The sequence below is a fragment of the Methylotetracoccus oryzae genome (assembly GCF_006175985.1).
GTDB lineage: Bacteria > Pseudomonadota > Gammaproteobacteria > Methylococcales > Methylococcaceae > Methylotetracoccus > Methylotetracoccus oryzae.
The window spans coordinates 228,887-252,399 of sequence record NZ_SRSH01000002.1 but is presented as its reverse complement, the minus strand read 5'-3'; the positions used below and the strand labels follow the sequence as shown (position 1 = coordinate 252,399).

At 61.2% G+C, this 23,513-nt stretch carries 25 protein-coding genes; 3 read left to right on the top strand and 22 right to left on the bottom strand.

Features of this window, described 5'->3' with window-relative positions:
- The first annotated feature begins 28 nt into the window (after nt 1–28).
- Nucleotides 29–409, top strand: a complete 381-nt coding sequence (gene panD / locus BWR02_RS03910; RefSeq protein ID WP_139556436.1) for an aspartate 1-decarboxylase — start codon at nt 29–31, stop codon at nt 407–409.
- 22 nt (nt 410–431) lie between these two features.
- On the opposite strand, the gene folP is transcribed toward panD, so the two are convergent.
- The 4 genes from folP to BWR02_RS03890 all read right to left on the bottom strand — a co-directional run bounded on the left by folP (nt 432) and on the right by BWR02_RS03890 (nt 4,775).
- The gene (folP, locus tag BWR02_RS03905) at nt 432–1,280 is read right to left on the bottom strand and encodes a dihydropteroate synthase (RefSeq protein WP_139556435.1); all 849 of its coding nucleotides are present in this window, start codon (nt 1,278–1,280) and stop codon (nt 432–434) included.
- A 70-nt stretch (nt 1,281–1,350) separates the two neighbouring features.
- Nucleotides 1,351–3,531 carry a TonB-dependent receptor gene (locus tag BWR02_RS03900; RefSeq protein ID WP_162560000.1) on the bottom strand — a complete coding sequence of 727 codons (2,181 nt, stop codon included), beginning with the start codon at nt 3,529–3,531 and terminating at the stop codon, nt 1,351–1,353.
- A 178-nt stretch (nt 3,532–3,709) separates the two neighbouring features.
- Nucleotides 3,710–4,327: a transcriptional repressor gene (locus BWR02_RS03895; protein ID WP_139556433.1), complete on the bottom strand. Its 618-nt coding sequence runs from the start codon at nt 4,325–4,327 to the stop codon at nt 3,710–3,712.
- Nucleotides 4,328–4,343: 16 nt separating this feature from the next.
- Nucleotides 4,344–4,775 carry a hypothetical protein gene (locus BWR02_RS03890; RefSeq protein ID WP_139556432.1) on the bottom strand — a complete coding sequence of 144 codons (432 nt, stop codon included), beginning with the start codon at nt 4,773–4,775 and terminating at the stop codon, nt 4,344–4,346.
- 86 nt (nt 4,776–4,861) lie between these two features.
- On the opposite strand from BWR02_RS03890, the gene BWR02_RS03885 reads away from it, so the two are divergent.
- Entirely contained in the window at nt 4,862–5,242 is a 381-nt protein-coding gene (locus tag BWR02_RS03885) for a hypothetical protein (protein ID WP_139556431.1), read from the top strand.
- A 177-nt stretch (nt 5,243–5,419) separates the two neighbouring features.
- Here BWR02_RS03885 and BWR02_RS03880 read toward each other — a convergent pair whose 3' ends face one another.
- The 9 genes from BWR02_RS03880 to bioB all read right to left on the bottom strand — a co-directional run bounded on the left by BWR02_RS03880 (nt 5,420) and on the right by bioB (nt 14,573).
- Nucleotides 5,420–6,277 (bottom strand): cytochrome c oxidase subunit 3, encoded by an 858-nt coding sequence (locus BWR02_RS03880; protein WP_139556430.1) that lies wholly within the window; start codon nt 6,275–6,277, stop codon nt 5,420–5,422.
- Between the two features lie 50 nt (nt 6,278–6,327).
- Nucleotides 6,328–6,873, bottom strand: coding sequence for a cytochrome c oxidase assembly protein (locus tag BWR02_RS03875; protein WP_139556429.1), 546 nt, complete (start codon nt 6,871–6,873; stop codon nt 6,328–6,330).
- A gap of 293 nt (nt 6,874–7,166) precedes the next feature.
- Nucleotides 7,167–8,756, bottom strand: coding sequence for a cytochrome c oxidase subunit I (ctaD, locus tag BWR02_RS03870; protein WP_139556428.1), 1,590 nt, complete (start codon nt 8,754–8,756; stop codon nt 7,167–7,169).
- Nucleotides 8,757–8,790: 34 nt separating this feature from the next.
- Nucleotides 8,791–9,924 (bottom strand): cytochrome c oxidase subunit II, encoded by a 1,134-nt coding sequence (gene coxB, locus BWR02_RS03865; protein WP_139556427.1) that lies wholly within the window; start codon nt 9,922–9,924, stop codon nt 8,791–8,793.
- Between the two features lie 71 nt (nt 9,925–9,995).
- A complete protein-coding gene (locus tag BWR02_RS03860) occupies nt 9,996–10,466 on the bottom strand; it encodes a DUF2244 domain-containing protein (RefSeq protein WP_139556426.1) in 471 nt (156 codons plus the stop codon).
- 336 nt (nt 10,467–10,802) lie between these two features.
- Nucleotides 10,803–11,618 (bottom strand): malonyl-ACP O-methyltransferase BioC, encoded by an 816-nt coding sequence (bioC, locus tag BWR02_RS03855; protein WP_139556425.1) that lies wholly within the window; start codon nt 11,616–11,618, stop codon nt 10,803–10,805.
- Nucleotides 11,615–12,403, bottom strand: a complete 789-nt coding sequence (gene bioH, locus BWR02_RS03850) for a pimeloyl-ACP methyl ester esterase BioH (protein ID WP_139556424.1) — start codon at nt 12,401–12,403, stop codon at nt 11,615–11,617. The genes bioC and bioH overlap by 4 nt, the downstream gene beginning before the upstream one ends.
- Complete coding sequence (bioF, locus tag BWR02_RS03845; protein WP_236101885.1) at nt 12,400–13,578, bottom strand: 8-amino-7-oxononanoate synthase; 1,179 nt, start codon at nt 13,576–13,578, stop codon at nt 12,400–12,402. Before bioF ends, bioH begins: the two co-directional genes overlap by 4 nt.
- A complete protein-coding gene (gene bioB, locus BWR02_RS03840) occupies nt 13,575–14,573 on the bottom strand; it encodes a biotin synthase BioB (RefSeq protein WP_139556423.1) in 999 nt (332 codons plus the stop codon). Before bioB ends, bioF begins: the two co-directional genes overlap by 4 nt.
- 66 nt (nt 14,574–14,639) lie before the next feature.
- Between bioB and BWR02_RS03835 the strand changes: the two genes are divergently transcribed.
- Nucleotides 14,640–15,359: a ComF family protein gene (locus tag BWR02_RS03835; RefSeq protein ID WP_139556422.1), complete on the top strand. Its 720-nt coding sequence runs from the start codon at nt 14,640–14,642 to the stop codon at nt 15,357–15,359.
- 26 nt (nt 15,360–15,385) lie between these two features.
- Here the strand turns inward: BWR02_RS03835 and gspD are convergent, their stop codons facing one another.
- The 9 genes from gspD to gspG all read right to left on the bottom strand — a co-directional run bounded on the left by gspD (nt 15,386) and on the right by gspG (nt 23,485).
- The gene (gene gspD, locus BWR02_RS03830) at nt 15,386–17,854 is read right to left on the bottom strand and encodes a type II secretion system secretin GspD (protein WP_236101883.1); all 2,469 of its coding nucleotides are present in this window, start codon (nt 17,852–17,854) and stop codon (nt 15,386–15,388) included.
- A gap of 14 nt (nt 17,855–17,868) precedes the next feature.
- Nucleotides 17,869–18,576, bottom strand: a complete 708-nt coding sequence (locus BWR02_RS03825; protein ID WP_139556421.1) for a type II secretion system protein N — start codon at nt 18,574–18,576, stop codon at nt 17,869–17,871.
- A gap of 8 nt (nt 18,577–18,584) precedes the next feature.
- Nucleotides 18,585–19,160: a type II secretion system protein GspM gene (gene gspM, locus BWR02_RS03820; RefSeq protein ID WP_236101881.1), complete on the bottom strand. Its 576-nt coding sequence runs from the start codon at nt 19,158–19,160 to the stop codon at nt 18,585–18,587.
- Nucleotides 19,135–20,319, bottom strand: a complete 1,185-nt coding sequence (locus BWR02_RS03815) for a PilN domain-containing protein (protein ID WP_139556419.1) — start codon at nt 20,317–20,319, stop codon at nt 19,135–19,137. The genes gspM and BWR02_RS03815 overlap by 26 nt, the downstream gene beginning before the upstream one ends.
- Nucleotides 20,320–20,395: 76 nt before the next feature.
- Nucleotides 20,396–21,310, bottom strand: coding sequence for a type II secretion system minor pseudopilin (locus BWR02_RS03810; protein ID WP_162559999.1), 915 nt, complete (start codon nt 21,308–21,310; stop codon nt 20,396–20,398).
- 35 nt (nt 21,311–21,345) lie between these two features.
- Nucleotides 21,346–21,939 carry a prepilin-type N-terminal cleavage/methylation domain-containing protein gene (locus BWR02_RS03805; RefSeq protein ID WP_139556417.1) on the bottom strand — a complete coding sequence of 198 codons (594 nt, stop codon included), beginning with the start codon at nt 21,937–21,939 and terminating at the stop codon, nt 21,346–21,348.
- On the bottom strand, nt 21,936–22,526 hold the full coding sequence (locus BWR02_RS03800; RefSeq protein ID WP_139556416.1) for a type IV pilus modification PilV family protein: 591 nt from the start codon (nt 22,524–22,526) through the stop codon (nt 21,936–21,938). Before BWR02_RS03800 ends, BWR02_RS03805 begins: the two co-directional genes overlap by 4 nt.
- A gap of 48 nt (nt 22,527–22,574) precedes the next feature.
- A complete protein-coding gene (locus tag BWR02_RS03795) occupies nt 22,575–23,045 on the bottom strand; it encodes a GspH/FimT family pseudopilin (RefSeq protein ID WP_236101878.1) in 471 nt (156 codons plus the stop codon).
- 5 nt (nt 23,046–23,050) lie between these two features.
- On the bottom strand, nt 23,051–23,485 hold the full coding sequence (gene gspG / locus BWR02_RS03790) for a type II secretion system major pseudopilin GspG (RefSeq protein ID WP_139556415.1): 435 nt from the start codon (nt 23,483–23,485) through the stop codon (nt 23,051–23,053).
- Between the last annotated feature and the right edge of the window lie 28 nt (nt 23,486–23,513).

The window sequence follows — 23,513 nt, the reverse complement described above, 5'->3', positions numbered from 1 at the left end:
CGGTCCCGCGCACCAGCGAGTCATTCGAATGCAGACAACGATGCTCAAAGCAAAGTTACACAGGGCTCGTGTAACGCACTCGGAATTGGAGTACGAAGGATCCTGCGCGATCGACGGCGAGTTGCTCGATCGATCAGGAATACGGGAGTACGAACAGATTCAGATCTACAACGTCAACAACGGCGATCGCTTCACGACCTACGCGATTCGGGCCAAGGACGGATCGGGCGTGATATCCGTCAACGGCGCCGCCGCGCGTCGCGCCGCCGTCGGGGACATCGTCATCATCTGTGCCTACGTCGGTCTAAGCCAGAGCGAGATGCTCAACTATCAGCCGACACTGCTCTACATGAACGAAAACAACCAGATCGCGCGGGTAGGCCACACCATCCCGGTTCAAGCCGCCTGAGCGTTTCCCTTTTTCCCTTCGTCTACGGGCACGAGCTCTCCCGCACAGTTCTGATCGCGGCGGCCACATCGGCCGCCTGGCGGTTCTGTCGTATGTCGTGCACGCGGAACATGCGTACCCCACTCATCACACCGAGCGCTGTCGTGGCTACTGTCGCGGCTGTCAGCCCGTTGGGGCGCTGCTCGCCGCACACAGCCCCCATGAAGCGCTTCCGGCTCGCGCCGAGGAGGACCGGATAACCGGTCGCGACCAACCGATCGAGATGCGCGATCAGCGCCAGGTTGTCGTCCTTCCGCTTACCGAATCCGATACCCGGATCGAGCCATATCCGGTCATGTAAGATACCGGCACGCATTGCCAAGTCGGCGCGTTCCAGTAGAAACGCGATCACCTCTTCGACGACATTGTCGTAGTACGGCCGCTCCTGCATGGTCTTCGGCGTGCCCTGCATGTGCATCAACACGATCGGCACCCCGCGGTCGGCCACTCGTTCGAACATCGTCGGATCGTCACGCCCCGCCAAAACATCGTTCACCAGATCGGCTCCAGCCGCCAGTGCCGCCTCCGCCACCGCGCCGCGCGTGGTGTCGATACTGATCGGAAAACCCTCCGGCAGCACAGTTCGCAGCCGCTGAATCGTGGGCACAACCCGCCGGATCTGTTCCTCGGCATCAATGGGCTCGGCCCCAGGTCGCGTGGACTCTCCGCCGACGTCAATCAGGTCGGCCCCCTCCGCGACCATGCGCAAGGCTTCCTGCGTGGCCACGTCCGGATCGAGGAAAAGCCCGCCGTCAGAAAAACTGTCGGGGGTTACATTCAGGATCCCCATGATCAGGGGATGTGACGCTAAATGCAGGCGATCGAAGCGCATGGAGAGTTATCGAGGTTAGGACACAGCGCGCCATGCTAGTCCAAGCGAGCGCGATGCACCAGAGGGCGAATCAGAAGGTCGCCCGGAGCCCGATCGCACCGCCGATCCCCGGCTCCGGCGCAATATTCCGCAGGTAGGAAGTCGAGTTCCGGATCTCCTGGTCCAGCAAATTATTGCCCTTGGCGAACAACAGCACCTCCGCGTAGGGGCTCGCGCTGATCTTGTACTCGACCGTGATGTTCATCAACACATAGCCCGGCGTTGGCGTCTCACCCTGGCCCGGACGGTCCTGAGCTTCCGCACGCATCACGCGCCAGTTGGCCGACCACTCGTCCTTGTGGTAGTCGAGCTGGAAGCCGAAGCGCAAGGGTGGCTGCCGCGGGACATCCCCTGCGTGGCTGAACTGCCCACGCACATAGTCACTGAACAGCAGCAAGTCCATCGCCCCCCAAGTCGTATCGGCCAGTGGAATGCCGACGTCCGCCTCGTAACCAATGAAAGTCGCGTCCGCTTGGGAGAACTGAAACACGGGCACGCAGGTATCCGCCTCCGGGCATGTGTTCACGAAAGCCTCACTCCCGGCGTCGAACAACTGCCCCGAGCGCTGCGCATAGATATAGTCGGCCGCCCAGTTCTGGAAGACGTTCAGATTGGCCCGGACCGGCTCGGTGTTGAGCCGGTAAGACAACTCCAGGTTGTAGGTCGTCTCCTCGCTAAGCCGTGGATCGCCAATCTCGTAACTCCTGGTCGCGGCATGAAACCCATCCGAATAGAGTTCCTGGACCTGCGGCGCCCGTTGCGCACGGCTTAGCGCCAGCGCGACTCGATTGGCCTCATTGGCATTCCACGCAGCCGAACCGGAAAAGCTGACCGGTGTATGCGAGGCCCCATGCTGGTTGATCGGTAAGATCGTCTGATGTTCTACGCGGGCGCCAGCCTGATAGCTGAAGATATCGGCTTCGATGTTTTCGACGACAAAGGCGCCGAAGTTCTGGATGTCCGACTTCGGTACCACCGCCTCCTCGCCCACGGCTTCGAATACTGAACTGATACCCTGAAATCCAACCATGCCCTGCATGGGGCCCAGGGGCTTGTGTTTGAGTTCCGCACGACCTTCCCATCCCTGATTCGTAAACACCGTACCGGCCAACTGATTTTCGAGTTCGACGTGGTAGTAATCGGTATAGGTCATCCGGAGTTTCAGCAACTCTGCGAACTCCGCCGGATCGTACCATTCGCTCTTGAAGTCGTAGCGGGTGCTGCGCTGCTTGATGTTCACGCGATCTAGCGGCAGGACCAGGGCAAGCTCCTCCTCGTGGGCATGTTCATCGGCGGCGTGTTCGTCCGCACCGTCAACGTCGTGCCCTTCCTCATCGCCGTGCCCGTGCCCCGCATGACTGTGGGCAGCACCGGGAATGCCGTAGTCGTTCTCCATGTAATTGACAGCAAAACCCGCGAAGCCTTTGTCACCGATCAGCGAGAACCCCGCTGTGCCACCATACGAACGCGTCTGTGTGTTCGGAATGTAGCCGATGGGATTGAAAATGGCCTCACCCGGCGCGACGATGCCCTCCGCTTCGGCCGCCTCGACGTCGATGGGACGGCCGGGAATCAACACATCGGCGCTGTCCCGATAGTAGCCATCAAAGTGTACGGCCAGGATATCCTTCCCGGCATCGAGTTTCATAAGGGTCGTCGTCTCATCGAGCGCCGTGTCGTAGCGCTGCTCGAACACGCCATTCAGCAGGTCCTTCGGGAGCATGCTCGGCACACGGTTGTCGATCACATTGACCGCTCCGCCGATCGCGTTACCGCTATACATCAGAGTCGCCGGGCCGCGCATGACTTCGATCTTGTCGGCGAGCAGGGGCTCGACGGTGACACGGTGATCCGGGCTCAGGTAAGAGGCATCCGAGGCACCCGTGGCATCCTGCATCACGCGAACTCGCGGGCCGGTCTGGCCGCGCAGCACCGGCTGGCCAACACCGGGACCGAAGGAGGCGCTGTTGACGCCCATCTGGTTCTGAATCGTCGTACCGATCGTACCGGTGACGTGGGTGCGGAGATCTTCACCCGACATTTCGTTGACCGGGTCGACGAGCGGGACCTCCGAGCGCTGCAGCGGCGCCGTGACCATGATGGGTGCCAGAGCCTGCGCCTGATCGGTGCCCACTTCTTCCGCAGAGGCCGCCGCGACGCCAAGCGCAGAACAGAGCCTCAGGGCGAGCAATGGTGACTTTTCAGGACGCACGGTAGGATGTTCCAGTTCAGATGTTACATTATAACATAACATCCGCCTTGGGCGACCACAAGTGAAAGGAATGACCGTGGGAGTATGGCTAGTTCGGCGACTGGCCGTTGCGGTCAAACAGGCCGACGGATTGGTTAATGCGGCGTTATCACAACGTTGCGATCACCGTCACAACAGGTTACGCCGGCCCCGAAACCGCTTTCGGTTCCTTCGCGGCGCAGCGGGCACAGAGTCCGTGGACTTCCAGGGCTTTATGGCGAGGAAGAAAATTGGCGTCGCGTATCTCGCCTGCTACCGCATCCGTTACGCCCTTCGCCTGTCGTTCCTCTACCCAGTTGCACCCGTCACAAATCAGCAAAAACAATTCATGCTGATGTTCCACGTCAGTGCAGCCGATGAACGCATTCAAACTTTCGACACGGTGAATCAACCCCTGCTCCCGCAGGAAATCCAGTGCCCGATAAACTGTCGTGGGCTTCGCGCCGGGATCGAAAACCTTGAGATCCTCGAGGAGGTCGTATGCTTTCACCGCCTCATGACTGCGCCAGATCAGTTCAAGAACCCGGCGCCGTACCGGCGTGAATCGCACACCACGTTCGGCGCAGCGCTTTTCTGCGCTGGCAAGCGCCCGGTGTATGCAATCGTGATGATCATGGCCCGACACAGGCGACGGCCTCCGATGCAGTCCATCATTTGGCACATCGCCCTGGTCAGCTGCCGCGGACCGGGTATCGGTGAACTCCGAAGGCGGACCCAGAGACCCGTGCGCGCACGATTCACCGGTGGTGGGACTCATCCAACGAATCCCACGCTCATTGCGGTCTGCCAGTTCGCTCCGACTGACGCAACGGAGGCGCCTCAGGCTTGCCGGCCTTCTTGCCCTCGAGGTCGGGATCTGCGGCCTGTTTCCTTAACCAGTCTTCCCACGAAGAGTAACTCTTGAACGCCGGATCGCCCGTCGCGATCTTGATGTTGACTTCCCGCTTGGCGAGTTCGATGACTTCCTCAGGCTTGAGGCCATCCACCGCTTTCGGGAATTCCTCGGGGCCCTTGAGTTTATCGAGCAGGACGAGCGCTGTATCGAACATCAACCTTTCGTCCGTCGGCAGTCGCTTTTTTGCAGCCAGGGCCGAGCGATACGCCGTCTCCCGGGTTGAGCCGTTGATGGACTCCGTGCGCGACATAAATGCCGGGAAGAAGTAAATCACAGCGAGCAAAGCCATCAATGCGGCGAGATATCTCATGTTCTAGTCTCCGGTCGTCCTAAGTAAACGCATTATATAATGACGCCAACAGTCTGCAGGGCCGATACGACGTGTGACGACCGCCGATGAAGTTTCTCCCCCTAGCCGTGATCCTGTTGCTTGGTGCCTGCGCACACGATCTGGCGCTAATGAAGCGGGATGAAACACTGCATGCCTATGCCGCAGCGATACGCTGGGGCGCGTTCGATGAGGCGAACCGTTACCGAAGTTCCCCTGCCTACCGTCGTCCCATAGCTGACAACCTGAGAGACATAAAAGTTTCCGGCTACCACGTGCTGTCTCAGTCAGCCGACAAGGAGCGCATGACGGTGGAGCAAACTGTCGAGTTGCACTACTACCGCCAGGGGGATCTCGTCGAAAAGAAGGTCGTCGATCCGCAGCTCTGGCACTACGACGACATCACTGGACAATGGCAGATAGACACGCCTCTACCGCGATTCCCGTAGCCGCCGGCCGCATCAGGCCGTGGCTGACGACCCGTTCATTCAGATTGAGCGCAGCTCGCAGTCCCTCATAGCCGACCCAACAGCCGATCATGTGGCGCAGTCGGACCGATCTCTCCAGTCATGTGGAGTGAGGGCCCTTGGATGACCGGGCCCTCCTCTCAGCTTTGCGGGCGGCCCTTACAACCAGTAGACGAAGATGAAAAGCCCCAGCCAGACGACGTCGACGAAGTGCCAGTACCAAGCGGCGGCTTCGAACGCGAAATGATGTTCCGGGCTGAAATGCCCGCGGGCGCTGCGCAGCAACACCACAGTGAGCATGATCGCGCCGATCGTGACGTGCAGGCCGTGAAACCCCGTCAGCATGAAGAAGGTCGAGCCATAAATGCCCGAACCCAGCGTCAGCCCCATTTCGGTGTAGGCTTCGTGGTACTCGAACGCCTGCAGCACGACGAACAGGAAGCCGAGCGCCACTGTCGCAATCAAGCCCTGAATCAACTGGCTTCGTTTATTGGCGAGGAGACCCCAGTGTGCCCAAGTCACTGTCACACCGCTCGACAGCAGGATCAGCGTGTTGAGCGCAGGGATGCCCCAGGCACCCATCGGCTCGAAATGACCGCCGATCGCCCCTGGACCGTTGGTTGGCCAAGCGGATTCGAAGCTCTTCCATAGGAACTCGTTGGTGATCGAATCCTCATCCCCCATCCACGGGATTGCCAACACACGGGTGTAGTACAAGGCGCCGAAAAACGCTGCGAAGAAGAAGACTTCGGAAATGATGAACCAGATCATGCCCCAGCGGAACGAGATCTCGACCTGATGACTGTACCAACCAGCGACGCTTTCCTTGATTACGGTACCAAACCAACCCACGAGCATCGTGATCATGATCGCAGCACCAAGCCACATCATCATGGGGCCGATCGCCGCGCCATTCAGAAAGTTCGCGAACCCGGCCAATAGGGTGGTCAAGCCAATCGATCCGACAATCGGCCAGATTGCCTTATGCGGAAGGAAATACGAATCGTGGGATGCCATGTTGTGCCTCTGCTTCGATGATGTTCTGAGTACTGCTGCGAACGGTGTCGCTAATTCGGCTTTCGGTCTGTAATGTCAAAAAATGTATAGGAAAGCGTCATATCCCTGACTTCCTCGGGAATCTTCGGATCAACCACGAAACGAACCGGCATGGTGCGCTCCCTATGCGGCTCGAACTTCTGCTCCGAGAAACAGAAACACTCCGCTTTCTTCAAATACTCTGCGAATAAGCCCGGCGCGATACTTGGGATCGCTTGTCCCGTCAACTGACGATCAGTCAGGTTTTCGGCGTAGAAATTCACGGTATAGTACTGTCCGGGGTGAACCTTTAGCTTGCTCTTCTCGGCGCGGAATGCGAGGGGCATGCCCTCATTCAGCGAAGTTATGAACTCAAGCGTAATCTCACGACTCGCGTCGACGCGGTATTCGCCTGTCGCGGTCGCTTCCCCCTTCACTTTACCGTTCAGCCCGGTCCATTCGCAGAACACGTTGTAAAACGGAACCATGGCGAATCCAAACCCAAACATCGCAACCGCGACGAAGGCTATGCGCCTGACCAGACGCATGTTATCCCGGCTTCTATTCGCAGGAGTCACGAGTGCGAGGCCCGGTTAATGATGCTGACAATCGAGTAGCCGAACAGCGCCAGAGCGAACAGCGCCAAGGCACCCGCTAACAGCAGATTCTTTTTGCGTTGATCCATGGTTCACTAAGGTCCTACAAGGGATACTCTGAACGAAGGGCCTTCACGCCTCGTTCAGTACCGCTGGGGGCGAGGCGCCGCACCGTCCCCAGCGAATGCAGGAAGTGCGATCGGAACCGAGTGTTCCGATCATCATCCAAACGAGGTCGCCCATTTCCGGCAGGCGACCAGCCTCGACGAGTCGCGTTACTTGACCAGCGGCGCGACTTCCCACGAGTGGTAAGGGGGCGGAGACGGCAACTGCCACTCCAGACCATGTTCCGCGGCACCTTCCCACACCTCATCGGTAGCCGGTTGGCCGCCGCGAATGGCCTTGATGATCACGTAGACGAAGATCAGCTGCGAGAATCCGAAGATGAACGCGCCGATGCTGGACATGGCGTTGAACTCGGCGAATTGCACGGCATAGTCCGGAATTCGCCGCGGCATGCCGGCGAGACCGGAGAAATGCTGAGGGAAGAACAACACGTTGACCGAGATCGCCGTCAACCAGAAGTGCAGTTTTCCCAGCCTCTCGTCGTACATGTGGCCGGTCCACTTGGGCAACCAGAAATAAGTCGCCGCGATCAGCGCGAAAACCGCTCCTGGTACGAGCACATAGTGGAAGTGCGCGACGATGAAGTAGGTATCGTGGTACTGGAGGTCAGCCGGCGAGATGGACATCATCAAGCCGGTGAAACCGCCGAAAGTGAACAGCACGACGAAAGCGATCGCGAACAACATGGGCGTTTCGAAGGTCATCGCCCCCTTCCACATTGTGGCCACCCAGTTGAACACCTTCACACCCGTGGGCACGGCGATCAACATGGTCGCATAGGTGAAATAGAGTTCGCCGGCCAGCGGCATGCCGACGGTGTACTGATGGTGAGCCCAGACCACGAACGACAGCAAACCGATCGACGCGGTGGCATAGACCATGGAGCTGTAACCGAAAAGCGGCTTGCGCGCGAAGGTCGGAATGATCTGCGAGACCACACCGAAGGATGGCAGGATCAGAATGTAGACCTCCGGATGCCCGAAGAACCAGAACAAGTGCTGGTAGAGCACCGGGTCACCGCCACCCGCCGCATTGAAGAAACTGGTACCGAAAAACTTGTCGGTCAGCAACATCGTGACCGCACCGGCAAACACCGGCATCACGAGAATCAGCAGGAATGCGGTGATCAGCCAGGTCCAGACGAACATCGGCAGTTTCATCATCGTCATGCCGGGGGCGCGCATGTTGAAGATGGTCACGATGATGTTGATGGCGGCCATGATCGACGAAATGCCGAGCAAATGGATCGAGAAGATCGCGAACGGCAGGTTATTGCCGCCCTGCAGTACCAGCGGGGGGTAAAGCGTCCAGCCGGCAGCCGGCGCGCCGCCGTCCATGAAAAGCGTGCTCGCGAGCAGTGCGAAGGCGAACGGAAGCAACCAGAAACTCCAGTTGTTCAGCCGCGGCAGCGCCATGTCGGGCGCGCCGATCATGATGGGAATCATCCAGTTCGCCAAACCAGCGAATGCGGGCATGACCGCCCCGAACACCATGATCAGGGCATGCAGCGTCGTCATCTGGTTGAAGAATCCCGGGTCGACGAATTGCAGACCCGGCTGAAACAATTCGGCGCGGATGACCAATGACATGGCGCCACCGACGAAGAACATGATCAGCGCCGTGGTCAGATACAAGGTTCCGATGTCCTTGTGATTGGTCGTGAACACCCAACGCAAAAAGCCCTTGGCTGGCCCATGGTCGTGGTGGTCGTGCAGGTCCTCATGAGTTACCGCTGACATACCCGTTTCACCTCTTTAGGAAGCTGAATAACTGTTAATTTTCAGATGGGACTTGCGACGGCTGCAGCAGGTCACCCTTGTCGTTGCCAAAACCGTTCCGCTGATACGTCACGACAGCAGCGATGTCGACTTTGTCCAGAGTCTTGCTGAAACCCGGCATCATCGCTCCCTTGCCTTTCGCGACGATTGAGAGGTGCTCGTCGATCGGCCCCAGGGCAACGGGGCTGCCCTTGATGGCCGGGAAGTTCCCGGGAATACCCTCTCCGTTGGCCTGATGGCACGCAGCGCAGTTGGCATTGTACACGGCCTCCCCCTTCGCCATGAGCTCAGGGAGGGTGAAGCTTTTCGACGCCGCAGTAACGGCCTCATCGGCCTTGGCGGTGGTTTGTGCTTTTTGCGTCGCCAGCCAAGCCTGGTAGTCGGCTTCGCTCTTGGCTTCCACGACGATGGGCATGAACCCATGGTCGCGACCACACAGTTCAGCGCACTGACCGCGGTAAACACCGGGCTCATCGATGCGCGCCCACGCCTCCGTTACGAAACCCGGTATCGTGTCCTTCTTCCAGCCCAGAGCCGGCACCCACCAGGAGTGAATGACGTCGGCCGCTGTAAACACGAACCGGATCTTCTTATTGACGGGCACGACGAGCGGGTGATCCACGTTGAGCAAATAATGCTCTACCGTCTCCGGGTTAATCTTCGATCCCAATTGCCGAGCTTCGTTGCTCTTCGCATCAAGGGTGCTGAAAAAGTCGATCCCGTCGTCGAGATAGGTATAGCGCCACTTCCACTGATAGCCGGTGACCTTGACGGTCATGTCGGACGCGCTGGTGTCGTAGGCCTCGATCATCACCTTGGTAGCCGGCACGGCCATGGCCAACAGAATCAGGAACGGAATGACGGTCCAGACCACTTCCAGTTTCGTGTTTTCATGGAAGGTTGCCGGAACGACGCCCTTGGACTTCCGATGATGCAAGACCGAGTAAGTGAGCAAGCCATAGACGATCACCCCGATCGCCACGCAGACCCACAGGATGTACATGTGAAGATCGTAGATATCGCGGCTAAGTTGCGTGACTCCGCGCGTTAGGTTCAACGCATATTCGGCATGCGCGTTGCCAACCAGTCCGAGCGCAGCCGCGCCCAGCAATAGCTTTGTTCTCTCCACAGATGCCTCTCTCTTCAATGCTTTAGGGACTCAATGCGTAAGACAAAAACGAATTCTTAATTATTCTTCGATCACAGGAACTGTCGTAGTTCCTGAGCAAGCATGTCACGCTCGGACTCGATCAGAAAGCTGCCGATTTCGAGCGAGGTGCGTTGGCGGCGCAGATACAGCCGGCTTGGATACCCGCCGCGTACAGGAGCCACCCGCTCCACCCGAAGCCAGGTCTTCTCAAAACAGTGGGACTGCTCCGACGCCAGTCGCTTAACGTCCACGCTCACCGTGCTGTTGTGAATCGTGATGATCTCGATGACCGAAAGTTTCCGCTGAACCCACCACAGCGCCAAAGCCAGCATCAACCACTCGCCTCCCGAGAATGGCAGCACCATCCAGGCCCCCAGGGCCGTGAAGAACAGTGCGATCGTGCCCATGGCGACGGCCATCGCCGCCAGCAACAAACGGGCTTGAGCCTGTGTGAGCGATGAATTCGGCGTCAGAACCAGCCGGATGGCACCCGTCGCAGGGTCGAGTTCACGCGCAATCATGCGACGCGGAGGGTAAACCCGGTGGACTTCCTGAAAGACCCCCAAACAGTAAGTGAATTCACCGCCGAACGTTCGCACCGCACGAGCAAAAACCGAGTGAAAATACCGTAACGCCGATGCCTGCGCAAGACCATTGCCCTCTGGATCACACCACAGCCAGTGGCCATCGGCGACCCCGATGAGTGACTCGCGGCCCGCGCCAGCCGGCAGAAGTCAACTGCTGGCAAGGGATTGGGATGCGGATCGAAAAGAGCCCATTTCCCAGGATGGTGCACTGCGAGGGAGGAATTCCCGAAGGGCAACCGCCGACACTGCCGCAGCGTGTGCTTTCCATTTTCACGGGCGGGTCGCCGCGACGGCCAGGATCTCGAAACTTGCCTGAATACCTCCCTCGGCCCCGGGGTACTGGGCCTGATAGCGACGGGCCATCCCCAACAAACGTTGCTTGCCCGTCAGGGTTCGGCACCGATTCGCGGTCCTGTTGCTGGCGCCGAGCCCCCGGAGTTCCTGCATCAGCGCGAAGACGTCCGGATAAGTAATGACATTCGAGTCCTGCTCGACCCGAACCGCCAATAGACCCGCCTCGGCCAGTGCAGCGCGCACCTCGGCGGCACTCCGAAAGCGGTTTACATGGCTATAGCCATCGACTGCGGCCCAGGCTCGCCGCAGTTCGCACAGTGTGCCGGTGCAGAAGGTCGAGAAAACCATCAAGCCTCCCGGAACGAGGACTCGAGCGCATTCGCCGAGCGCCTGGGGTAGATTCGGACACCACTGCAAGGCCAGATTCGACAGTAACAGATCGACCGAGTCACCGGCCAGAGGCAGGCGTTCCGCATCGCCGTTCACCAGCCAGGGGTCTCGCCCAACCACCCGCGACTTCCTCAGTTGGTGAAGCATGCCCTCGGCAAGGTCGACCGCAATGAGCTGGGCTTGCGGGAAGCGCAGCCCGAGCCGCGGCAAGCAGTATCCGGTTCCCGTCCCGAGGTCCAGCACCCTCGAGGGTTGCAGAGCCGGGTCTCCGAGATGGCTCAGTAAGCGTTCCGCTATTCGCCGCTGCAAGCTGGCCAGACCATCGTAACGGGCCGCGGCGCGGCTGAACGCACGACGCACCTGGTGCTTCTCGGGGTCGCTCCCGCAGAGCAAGTCGTTCATCCGCCTACCATGACCCCGCGCTCGAGAAACGCTGCCACGGCCGATAGCGTGGCATCGGGATGGGTCCAGAATGGAATGTGCGCCGCGTCCTCCAGGGTGGCAACCGCAGCGCCGCGATTGAGTGCCAGAACGGCCGGACCGACGGCAGCGGGAATCAGACGATCCCGGCGTCCCAACAGCATCAGCAAAGGGCAGTGCAACGCGCTCACTGCCCTGCGCAGATCAGTCCCGCGCAACATGGCAAGGCCCGCGGCCAGTCCCGCCTCGGTCGGCTTCGCCTGGCCTGCGAGGGTCTCCCGCAGCGCTTTGAGTAGTGGCCGTTCATCCTTCATTCCATGCAACTGGAGCGCGAGAAAGCGCTCGATGGTGCGGCCGTAATCGCGGTGCAGATCGCTCGCAAAGCGGTTCAATACCGCTTCCTCCACGCCGGGCCAATCCGTCGCCGCCACGAAACGCGGCGAACCGGCCAGGAAGCACAGCGAGCGCACAGCCGTAGGCGCGAGGACAGCGGCCTGCAGGGCAATGAGGCCTCCCAGCGACCAGCCCACCCAGTGCGCCCTCGCCGGTGCCCGCGCAAGCACGGCCATGGCAACGGAGGCGATGCCGCCGTCCGCGAGCAGGCCGCTTCGACCATGGCCCGGGAGATCGATCAGGGTGACCCGAAAGCGCTCCGACAGGCGCTCCGCGAAGGGCCGCATGAAGCGGCTGCTCATGCCCCATCCGTGCAACAGGACGAGGTCTTCGCCGCACCCCAGAATTTCGCGAAACAGGGGCTCACGGGTCACCACGCTCGACACTCCGCTGGCAGGCGGGCCAGGGCACCGAGCAGGTCGTGAACCTGCTGTTCATCATGTCCGGCAGACAAGGTGATGCGCAACCGGGCGGAGCCGACCGGCACGGTGGGCGGGCGTATGGAACCAACCCAGAAGCCTTCCCGTCGCAGGAACTCTCCGGCCACCATCGTCTGACTGTTGCCGCCGATCAGGACCGCCTGGATCGGCGTGGTTGACGCCACGACCCGTAACCCCAGCGCAGTGGCACCGGCACGGAACTGTGCGATCAAGGCGGCCAGGCGATCGCGGCGCCACTGTTCCGAACGCGCCAAACGCAAGGCCGCGCGCGTGGCTTCGGCCAGAGCAGGAGGCAACGCAGTCGTGTACCGATAGGTGCGTGCAGTCTGCAGTAAGTATTCAATCAGTTCCTCGCCGCCGGCCACGAACGCGCCGAAGGTACCGAGCGCCTTGCCCAGGGTTCCGACCAACACCGGCACGGCGTCCACCGGCGCGCCACAGTGCGCTGGCGTGCCGGCGCCCTGCGGTCCAAGCACCCCCAGACCATGCGCATCATCGATCATCAGGAAGGCGCCGGCTGGCGTACACGCATCGACCAACTCCGACAGTGGCGCAATGTCCCCACCCATGCTGAAGACACCATCGCTGACGACCAGTTTCACGGCGGCCCGGCTCTGTGCCAGCAACTGCGAGAGGACCCCGATATTCGCGTGCGGATAGCGGCGCAGCCGCCCCTGCGACAACAGGCCGCCGTCGAGCAGCGACGCGTGGTTTTCGCGATCCTCGAACACGTCCGCGCTGCGGCCGGCCAGCGCCGCGATCACACCGAGATTGGCCATGTAGCCGGTGGAAAACAAAAGGGCGCGCTCACGACCGACGAACGCGGCGAGTTCCTGTTCGAGAAGCTCATGCGCCTCAGCGTGACCGCAGATCAGGTGTGAGGCTCCAGCGCCGACACCGTACCGCTCGACACCCCGGATCAAGGCGCCCACGACCTCCGGATGGCTCGCCAGGGCCAGATAATCGTTCGAACTGAAGTTGATCAATCGCTGGCCGTCGCAGCGGACCACCGCGCCCTGCGAACCCTCCACCGCGTAACGCTCGCGGCACAGATGCGCCGAGCGCTGCCGCTCCAGCGCTCGGGCCCACTCAGGATGCAGCGACGTCAAGCCCCCACGCCGGACATGCGCAGCCCAAGCCGGGCAAACAGCGCGCGATCACGTCCGACTTGCGGGTTATCCGTCGTCAGCAGCCGCTCCCCGTAGAAGATCGAGTTGGCACCGGCAAGAAAACACAAAGCCTGCAATTCGTCACTCATCTCGGTGCGCCCCGCGGACAGGCGTACCCGTGACGCCGGCATCAGAACTCTAGCGGCGGCGATGGTGCGTACGAAGATGAACGGATCCAGCGTTTCGGTACCCGCCAGCGGAGTGCCCTCGACTTGAACCAGAAGATTAATCGGTACACTCTCGGGGTGTTGGGGCAAATTGGCCAGCTCCACCAGCAACCCGGCCCGGTCCCGCGCACTTTCGCCCATGCCGAGTATGCCGCCACAACAGACGTTGATGCCGGCCTCGCGAACGCGGCGCAAGGTCTCGAGCCGGTCCTGATAGGTCCGCGTCGTGATGATCTGCGAATAGTACGCTTCCGAGGTATCCAGATTGTGGTTGTAGTAGTCGAGGCCAGCCTCTTTCAGGCGAGCCGTCTGGCCGTCGGTCAGCATACCCAAGGTCACGCAGGTTTCCATGCCAAGCGCCTTGACACCCTCGATCATCGCCGCGACACGCTCGACATCCCTATCTTTCGGGCCGCGCCAGGCCGCGCCCATACAAAAGCGCGTGGCCCCCTGGCGACGGGCTTCGTCTGCGGCCTTCAGCACCTCCTGCAACGGCATCAGGGCCTCGCGCTCCAGCCCGGTGTCGTGATGAACGCTTTGCGGGCAATAGGCGCAGTCTTCGGAGCAAGCCCCCGTCTTGATGCTTAGCAGACTACTGATCTGCACTTCGTTCGGATCGAAGTAGGCGCGGTGCGTTTGCTGCGCGCGGTAGAGCAAATCGCTGAACGGTTGCTCCAGAAGCCGTTCGACCTCGTCGATGCACCAGTCATGACGAAGTTGGTCTGGGGCCCGCTCGGCGGCCCCCACGGCGTTTGATTCTGGGCGCATACTTCTCTCTCTTCGGTGCAGGGACGCCGCGCCGGGGCGAACCTTCGTCAACCCAGCGAGCATCTTTTGGTTTACAACTGGTCAGGGATTATACAGCAGTGGCTGTTCCCGCCCACCTGTCTGCTGTGTGGGGCACACGCGACCACCGGGAAGGATCTGTGCGCCGGCTGCGAACGGACGCTGCCGTTCATCCGCTCGAGTTGCGTGTGCTGTGCTTTGCCCCTGGCAATCTCCGGGCATGGGGTCTGCGGCGAGTGCCTCGGTCATCCTCCCGCATTCGACAGCGCCACTGCGCCGCTGCGCTACCGAGAGCCCGTTCGCCACATGATCCAGGCGTTGAAGTTCCACCGACGGTACCCGCACGCACGTTTGCTTGGGGGTTTGCTGGCGGAATCGCTCTCCGAGCGCTCAGATCTTCCCGATTGGCTGATCCCGGTGCCATTGCACCCCGACCGTTTCCGAGCGCGAGGATTCAACCCCAGCGCCGAAATCGCGCGTGAGGTGGGTCGGCGACTGCAACTGCCGCTGGAGACACGCAGCGCAATGCGGACACGGGCCACGGCATCGCAGGTTGGGCTCTCGGCCGTCGACCGCGTCCGGAACGTGCGGCGGGCATTTGCGGTTAAGCCGTCATTCCATGCCCGGCACGTGGCCCTCATCGACGATGTGATGACGACTGGCTCGACCGTCGGAGAGTTGGCAAAAGCGCTCCGCGCGGCGGGCGCGGAACGCATTGAAGTGTGGGTTTGCGCCCGTGCTACCCTCGCGCCGCCCGACCCCGGGTAGCACGGCATCGATTCCCGTACATCGTGTCAGTTCTCGAGCGGGATCGACTTGTCGGAGGCGCTACCGCCGTACGATTCGCCGGGCGGTCGATACAAACCCTTCAGCGACCGCCGGAACTCGTTCGTGATCTTCCGGGAATCAGCCTCGTCTCCGACTACATGGGGAGTCAACAGTACGACGAGTTCGGTTCGCGAGATGTCGCGCGCCGTGGTACTAAACAAGGCACCAATGATCGGCAGGTCATACAACCAGGGAATGCCGTTCGTGGTCTGACTGCGCCGATCCTGTATCAGGCCGCCCAATGCCAGCGTCTCTCGATCCTTGACTGCGACGCTGCTCTTGATCTCGCGCTGCGAAATCGTTGGGGAGTCGATTTGCGACACGTCGTTCTTGGAAGGCTGAGAAACGCTCTGCTGAACGTCGAGCACAACGAGCCCGCCCGAATTGACGCGCGGCCGGACACTCAGAATGACGCCCGTATCACGGTACTGGATGTTGTTGGTGATCAAAGGGCTCGAACCACCGCTGGTGTTGGTGGTGGCCGACGTCTGGATCGGCACCTGGTCACCGACCTTGATCTGTGCCTCCTGATTGTTCAGCACCATCAGCGACGGCGTTGACAGCACGTTGACCCGACCCTGCGCAGCCAACGCCCTGAGGAGGACCCGTATATTCTGCGAATTATTGACGACCGAGTAATACGTCAACCCAGGACCCGCTGCGGACATCGCCGACAACAGTGGCTGTAATCCACCCCCGCCTTCGATCAGAGACGCCTTCTGCGAACCGGCATTGACCAACCACTGCAACCCATATTCCAGTTGGCCGGTCAGGGCGACTTCTGCAATGGTCGCGTCGATCAGTACCTGCCGCGGCATGCGGTCCAATTCCTTGATGACCTCCATGATCTGCCGGTATTCCTGGGCTTTGGCAACGATGATCAGCGAATTGTTGGAGGAATCCGCAACAATACGCATCGTGCCGAGATCGGCTGCCTGAGACCCCCCCTGCCCGGTGCGACGCCCCGATGCGCCGGCGGCACCACCCGATCCCGAGCCGAAGCCGCCGCTTGCGCTACCACTTCCGAAACCGCCGCTGCCAAAACCACCGCTACCGGTCCCGCCAGAACCGCCGAGTCCGCTCGATGTGCCGGTGGAGCTACCAAAACCACTGGAGCCTGAAGACGAGCCGAAGCCGCTCGAGCCTCCGGTCGAACTGCTGCTGCCGAAACCGCTTGATCCGCTGCCCGACATGGACGAGGACCCGAAGCCGCTGCTGCCGGAACTGCCGCCAAACCCACTGCTGCCGGAACTGCTGCCGAAGCCGCTGCTGCCAGAACGCCCGCCGAACAGACCACTGGAGCGTCCGCCACCGATCTCGGAACCGGAAAAGCCGGGCGCCACCGACCCTCGAGAGCCCGCGCCGCCAGCCTGTCCGAAAATGTTGCTCAGCGTTTCGGCCAACTGGACGGCATCCACGTTTTCCACGCGATAGACGTGCACGCCGCCGGCCTTGTTTGTGTTGTAGCGATCGAGACGCTCCACCCAGCTTTCGACTTCGCGCAGATACTGGGGTTGCGGCGACACCGCGAGGATGGCATTGAGGCGCTGTATCGGCAGCATGCGCAACATGCCCCCGACCGCGCCTTTGCCCTCATCGCCGAAAAGTTTGCTGAGTTCCTCGGCGACGATGTCCGCCTCGACATTCTTCAGCGGGTACAAGCCGACCGTCATGCCTCGCATTACGTCGACGTCGAACAGCCGGACCGTATCCATGACCGATTCGATTTCATCGGATGTTCCCGCCAACAGCAGCAGATTGCGAAGATTGTCCACGCGGATGATCGCCTTGGGCGGCATCAGCGGCTCCAGCACCTTCTGCATGTCCAGCGCGCTTACGTACCGCAGCGGCACGATCTGCAGTTGGAACCCCGCCGGCACCATGCCCCCATGCGTTCCCACGCCGGCACCGGGCGCATCGATGATCGCACTCGCATCCGGCTCGATACGGTAAAAGCCCCGACTACCGATCAGCACAGCACCATTGGTCCGCAGCACCATCTCCAGAGTCGGGATCAATTCATCCTCGGCTAGCGGGTGGGCGGTCTGCAGGCTGACCTTGCCGGTCACCTTCGGGCTAATCACGTAGTTGACCTTGAGAATGTCTCCGAGCACCGCCTTGGCCACCTCACTGACGTCGGCGTCGTCGAAATTCAACGTGAAACGACCCTCCTTGGCCGTGCGTCGCACGCGCTCCTCGGGCCGACCGACGGCCGGCCCCGTCGCGGGAAAGTATTCGGGACGCTTGAGGGTATCCGTGCCCGCAATCGTCTCCTGCAGGGGCCTGATCTCGGGTCCCTTCACCTGCTCCACTTCCAGATTCTTGGGGAGATCCAGATGCTCGGTCATGCCGGGCCCCAGGTACTTGCAGCCCGCGCTCTCCAACAACAGCGCCAGCGTTGCAACAGCAGTCTTTCGTGTGTGTTTCGACAACATGTTCGTGTTTCGGCCTATTCTTCGCCCTCGGGCATTTCGTCCCCGGCCTCATTCATATCTTCCTCGGCCGCGGGATCCCCGCCTTCTCCGGACGCATCGAGGTCGTCCGGGTCCGGCTCGGGGACGTCCGGCGGCGGCTGCGCCCCTCGTCCCAGCGGCCCTCCGGGAACGGGGCCACGCGGGCGTCCGGGAGGCGGAGCTGCGGTTGCCGTCTTGGGTTTTGGCTTCAAGAGCGGAAGGTCCTGGCGCTCATCACCCCGCTGTAACGTCACGCGATCCGTCTTGAGGTCCACGAGGCGCCAGCCGCTGATGGAACCCCCCTTTCTGATCCGGCGATTCTTGCCCGACGCCTCCGCGAGAATGGCCATCTCGCCGCTCGGACTGAACATGACACCCATCAGCTTCAGATTGAGCGGCGTTGTATCCTGCGCCTGCGCCGCCTGCTTTTGCTCGTCTTCGGGGGGGGGCTTGCGCCCCTCGACGAACAGCGGTTTCTCGACAAAATCACTGAATTCCTCGACGGACGGAAGTTCGAACGCCTCCTCGCTGTCGGCTGCAGGATCCGGCTCCGAAATCGAAGAACCGACCGCCGGGGCCGGTTGGCCCCGGTCCGGCCGCTGCAGCAGCAACAACTCCGCCGCGAGTCCGACACCGAGCGCCAGACAAAGGATTGCAAGCGGGAACGTCAGTGCGTAGTCGGGATATTTCGCAAGCCACTTCATAGACAGGGTCAGCCCGCACGCATATAGCCGACGACCTCGAAGTCGATGCTAAGGCGATCCGGCGCAGCCTTGGACCCGGGACGCATCGGCATCCGGATGGGCCGGAGATTCAGGTTATCCACCCACAGAATGGGTTGCGAGGTCTCGACGGCATGCAACACGTCCCGCAATACCCTCGTGCTGCCATTCATGCGAATTCGCACCGCGATGCGCGTCAACTGCTCCTCCTGCTGTTCCGGCACGACCTGGGTACTGATCAGTTCACCGCCGGACGTCGTCACGATTTCCTTGATCAAGGTCTGCAAATCAGCCGATGCAAGTGCCGGAGTTTCCTTCGCAATGTATTGTTCGGAAACACGCCCATGTTGCTTGATTTCCTCTACCCGCCGACTCCAGAGCGGTCGCTCGGCCGCGATCTTGCGATATCGCTCCAGGCGGAATTCCAGCTCGTCGACCGACTCGGAATATTCCTTTCGGAGCGTTAGCAGCGGTGAAAATACCAGCATGTATATCAGCGCGATTGCGAACAGCAGCAAACCGACCGCTAGCAACCGCTCCCTACTCAGGCTCTTGAGTTCGACCACCCGATTCCGCAGGTTTGGAACCCGCAAACCGGCCATTGAGAACCTGACTGGCAATTTGGAACCGTTCGAAGCCACTGGACACGTCTTTGGTAACGGGAGAAACGAAGCTGGTGTTATGAAGGTAAGGAGAAGCCTCCATCACCGCGATCAGGCTCGACGCCGACGGCGACTGTCCCTGCATCACCAACCGCCGGTCTTTATACTGCAGGCCATACAACCAGGTGTTGTTCGGAATGACCCGGCTCAGTTCGTTTATGACATCGACCATCGCAGGTTCGGAGCGCTTCCGTTTCGTGAGAAAACTTGCCTCACGCGACAGTTTCTCGGCATCCTGACGCAGCGTTTCCACCTCTTTGGCGACCTTGCTGACTTTGCGAACCTCCTGCTCCAGATCGGATGAACGCTGGTAATCCCGCCAGATGGGCAATATCCCAATGAGCAAGGCCAGGCTTGCGGCCAGCACAGCGAGGCCGGAATTCAGTATTTTGGGAAGTCGTTTACGCGGCTTCTGAAACCGTTCCGGCAAGAGCTGATGGGCCCGCCGCGCTGGGTCCGCAGCAATCTCGACGCGATCCGGAAACCACCCGCTCGCGCTCAATTCCTCCAGCAGCGGATCCAGCCGGTTACGCGGTGTCAACGCCAACTCGACGAGAATCTGTTTGCTGTCGGGCAACCGCTCGACCACCCGTACATGATAATACACTTGGGCGGCAGTAAAAGGCGTCAAGCGATCCAGTTCGAAACCGGCAACCTGGAAAAGGTTTTCCGCTGTCGCTGCCGGAAGCCGAAAGCGCCGGACGAGAGAATCTGCGGGAGTTAGGTCCAACAGGACAGCGGCGTTTTGCACGTCACTCCGCTGACGCATCAATTCCTGCCGACGCGCATTGCCCTCTTCCGTCAGCGGAAAACACCCCAAATCCTCGATCCGACCGGCGGTCCATAGTGATGCATGCACCCCTGCGGGCGCCCGTTTGAGGATCAGAATAGGCCGCGACCCTCCGAACAGCTTCTTCAGCCATGTCGGAATCAAGGCGGCCAATTCGTCACCCCACCACTGGAAGAAACCGGCGACATCCAGTTTGATCGGTTGGGTCAGGAAGCTCATGTAATCTTCACCACCAGATAAAAAGCCAAGCCCGCATTCTCGATGGGCCCGCAATGGCGCTGTAGCACATCACCCGCCGACCTTCGAACATGCGGGTGTTCAGTCGATTGTGGCCGCTTCAGCCAGGCGCTCATGGCAACCTCCGACGTTCGGGCCGCATCCCGAGGTTCTCTTCGTCAGGCAGCTTGGCGGCCATGATCGGACGCCAAACCGCGAACGCAAACGGACCACCCCCACGGCTGCCGCCGCGCCGGATGACAGCCTCGACCGCTGCCGTCTGTTCACCGGCGCTGATCACTTCCGCAGTGATGCGGTAGGCCGCGTCCTGAGTCTGGGTAAATTTAATGTCCGGAGGCTGCGTGAGGCTCAGCTGCGGGCGCTGCTCACCCGGTGGCAGACTCCTCAGTTGCAGCAACTGCGCGACCTGGTTTTCGTCGTCCGCAAACACCAAACGCAGCATCTCTTCCGTCGCCCGGTAGGGGTTCAGACCATCCTGTCCCGACCAGATCGTAAAGTAGGGCGCGAGCCGCTTCGCGATGGCTGGCGTCATACCCAACACTCCCGCCAGTTCCTCAGGGGCGGCAAAGGGTCGATTCTGCGGCCTCGGGTTCTTCCCCGCGGCCCGATAATCCTCGATTTCGGCCCCGTGCAGCCGTTTGATTGCGTCCTGATCACGCCAGTCCAGAATCGCATCCGTCAGTCGGGTCGCCAGATCCACGTCACGGAGCGCACGTGTCAGAAACGACCGCAAAGTCGCCTCCTGTATGACATTGAGGTCCAGCCTGCCAGTTTCGTCGTTGACCCGCACCCGCACCTCACCGGTTGGAAAGCGCACCGCATAGGGTCTTCCGTCGCCTTCCCAGCGCTGTCTGGGATCAGGATGACTCAGCATGTACATCGCGTAGTTGATGGCCCCATCAGCCAGCGCCTGCCCTTCCGACGCCGCGAGCGCCGACTGGGACTGATCCAGAGCGCGTCGCGTCGACACGGCGAAGCCTCCCGCCATGATCGTCAGCACCGAAAGCACCCACAGGACCATCATCATGGCAATGCCTCCCTGTCGGAAGCGACTGCGGGACATCACGCCAGCGGCTCGATTCGGGGTGCAACGACAATCGCCGGCCAGGCTTCCTGGCCGCGCACCCGAATGCGGATGGAGATCGCCGTGGGCATCATCTCGTCGGTCCATTCCTCAATCCAGACCGGAGGCTCCCCCGGCGCCCGCGGCGCCAGGAACGCAAAACGCACCTCCTCGACGTCGCGCAGCACCTCCAGATCGTCGATCGGCTCGGCCTCGCCGGAGGTGTCGATGGACCGGACCGACAGCTTGAGTGCCGTTCGGTCACGCCGCCGATCCACGAAGAACCGGAACCGATACAGACCGGTCTTGATCTGCGCGGGCAGCAGCCCTATGTACTCGATGGCATCCCGCGAGCCGCTGAACATCGGCTCCGGCCGCTGCTGGTCCATCACCCGCCACGGGATCGCATTCGTCAGGTGGCGACGGAAAAAGGAGCTTACGACCAGCATCTGGCTGGTTTGATCGATCTGTTCCTCACCCCGGTCCCAACTCCTGGCGCCGAGTCGCAAACTGCCCATCAGCAGCACCATCATGATCGACAATAAGGTGGTCGCAATCAGCACTTCGAGGAGCGTGAAGCCGTTCGACCTCATTCTGCTCCCTCCTCGCCTTGCCCACCGCCCCCGGCGTCCCCGCCTTGCCCACCAGCCCCGCCTTGCCCTCCGCCACCACCGGGCCCGCCCGCGCGGCCTGGCCCACGCGGAGCCTGGCCGGGCGTCGAAGTATCGTTTGCCATGAGCCGCACGGTGTTGAGCTTGACCGAACGAGTATCCTCCTCACCCCAAGTCACCGTGACCTCAACCCAGTACGGCATGAAGGCAAAGTTCATGGCGCTGATCTGCTCCGTATCCACCGGCAGCGGCGCTACCTGAACCGTCCAGCGGTACCCGCCGGCCAGCAGGCCGTCCTGCCGACCCAGGCGCAATTCCTTTTCCGTGCCCAACGCCGCCAGAAACGATTCCGCAATTGTCGTTGCCCTGGCGTACCCGTCGGTCAGAACGGCCGCCCGACCACCCCCGCCAAACACGCGCAGCACGACACCGAGACAGATGGCGAGCACCGAGAAGGCGACCAGCGTCTCCAGCAGCGAGAAGCCGGCTTGACGGCCTGGAACCCGACCAGTCCACGCACCGCGACCACCGCCCCGGGGAGGCCGGCGAGCGAAAAGCCCTTCACGCACGCGCTTCGCGCCAGCATGGATGGGTAAAACGGAGCGAAACCCAGCGCATCACCCTGTGTCCTCTTCGGTGAGGCTGACGTACCCGGTCAACCAATTGATGTCGATCAACCGCTTGCGCGGACCCGCCACCAGGGTCACGCGCCCCCCTGTCGACGAACCGTCCGGGAAGAACAGGACGCTACCTCTGCCCTGATCGATCACTTCCGAATCCGCGGTGAACAGTTTCAGATCAATACCTTCAGGCAATCGATAGACCTTCGGCTTGTCGGAAAGGGTATAAATGTGTTGATGGATATCCAGCGTGAAGCGGATTTCCCGACGCTGCCGCAACGCCAGACTGCGGGCATGTCGCAGCGCGGACACCACATCCCGGGAGGTCGACTTGAGCCGCGCGGAATCGATCGCGGGCCCGAAATTCGGCATCGCGATCAATGTCAGGCCGGCCGCCAAGGCCAGTGTCAGGAGCATCTCGAAAAGCGTGAACCCGGCCACCCTGGCGAGGTTCCGCCGACAAGCCAAGGAGCTTACTCCCAGCCGAGAATATCCTGATCCTCACCCTCACCGGCCTCCGCGTTGTCGGCCCCGAGCGAAAACAGGTCAAACTTGCCGTGTTGTCCCGGAGCGACGTAGTGATAGGGATTGTTCCACGGATCGAGCGGCACCTTCTTCTTCCGCAGATACGGTCCGTTCCACACACGGGCGCTGGCCGGTTGCTCAATCAGCGCCTGCAGCCCTTCGTCGGGTCCGGGGTATCGCCCCACGTCCAGTCGGTACATGTCGATCGCGGAGGACAGTTCTTCGATTTGCAGGCGGGCCGCCTTGGTCTTCGATTCGCCGAGGTGCTTCATGACTTGTGGCCCGACCAAACCGGCCAGCAGGCCGATGATGGCGAGCACGACCAGGAGTTCGATCAGCGTAAAGCCCGACTGTTGGACATGCGGGATGTTTCGTTGGCGCATGGTGTTTCCCGTTGCGTAGTTATTCGAA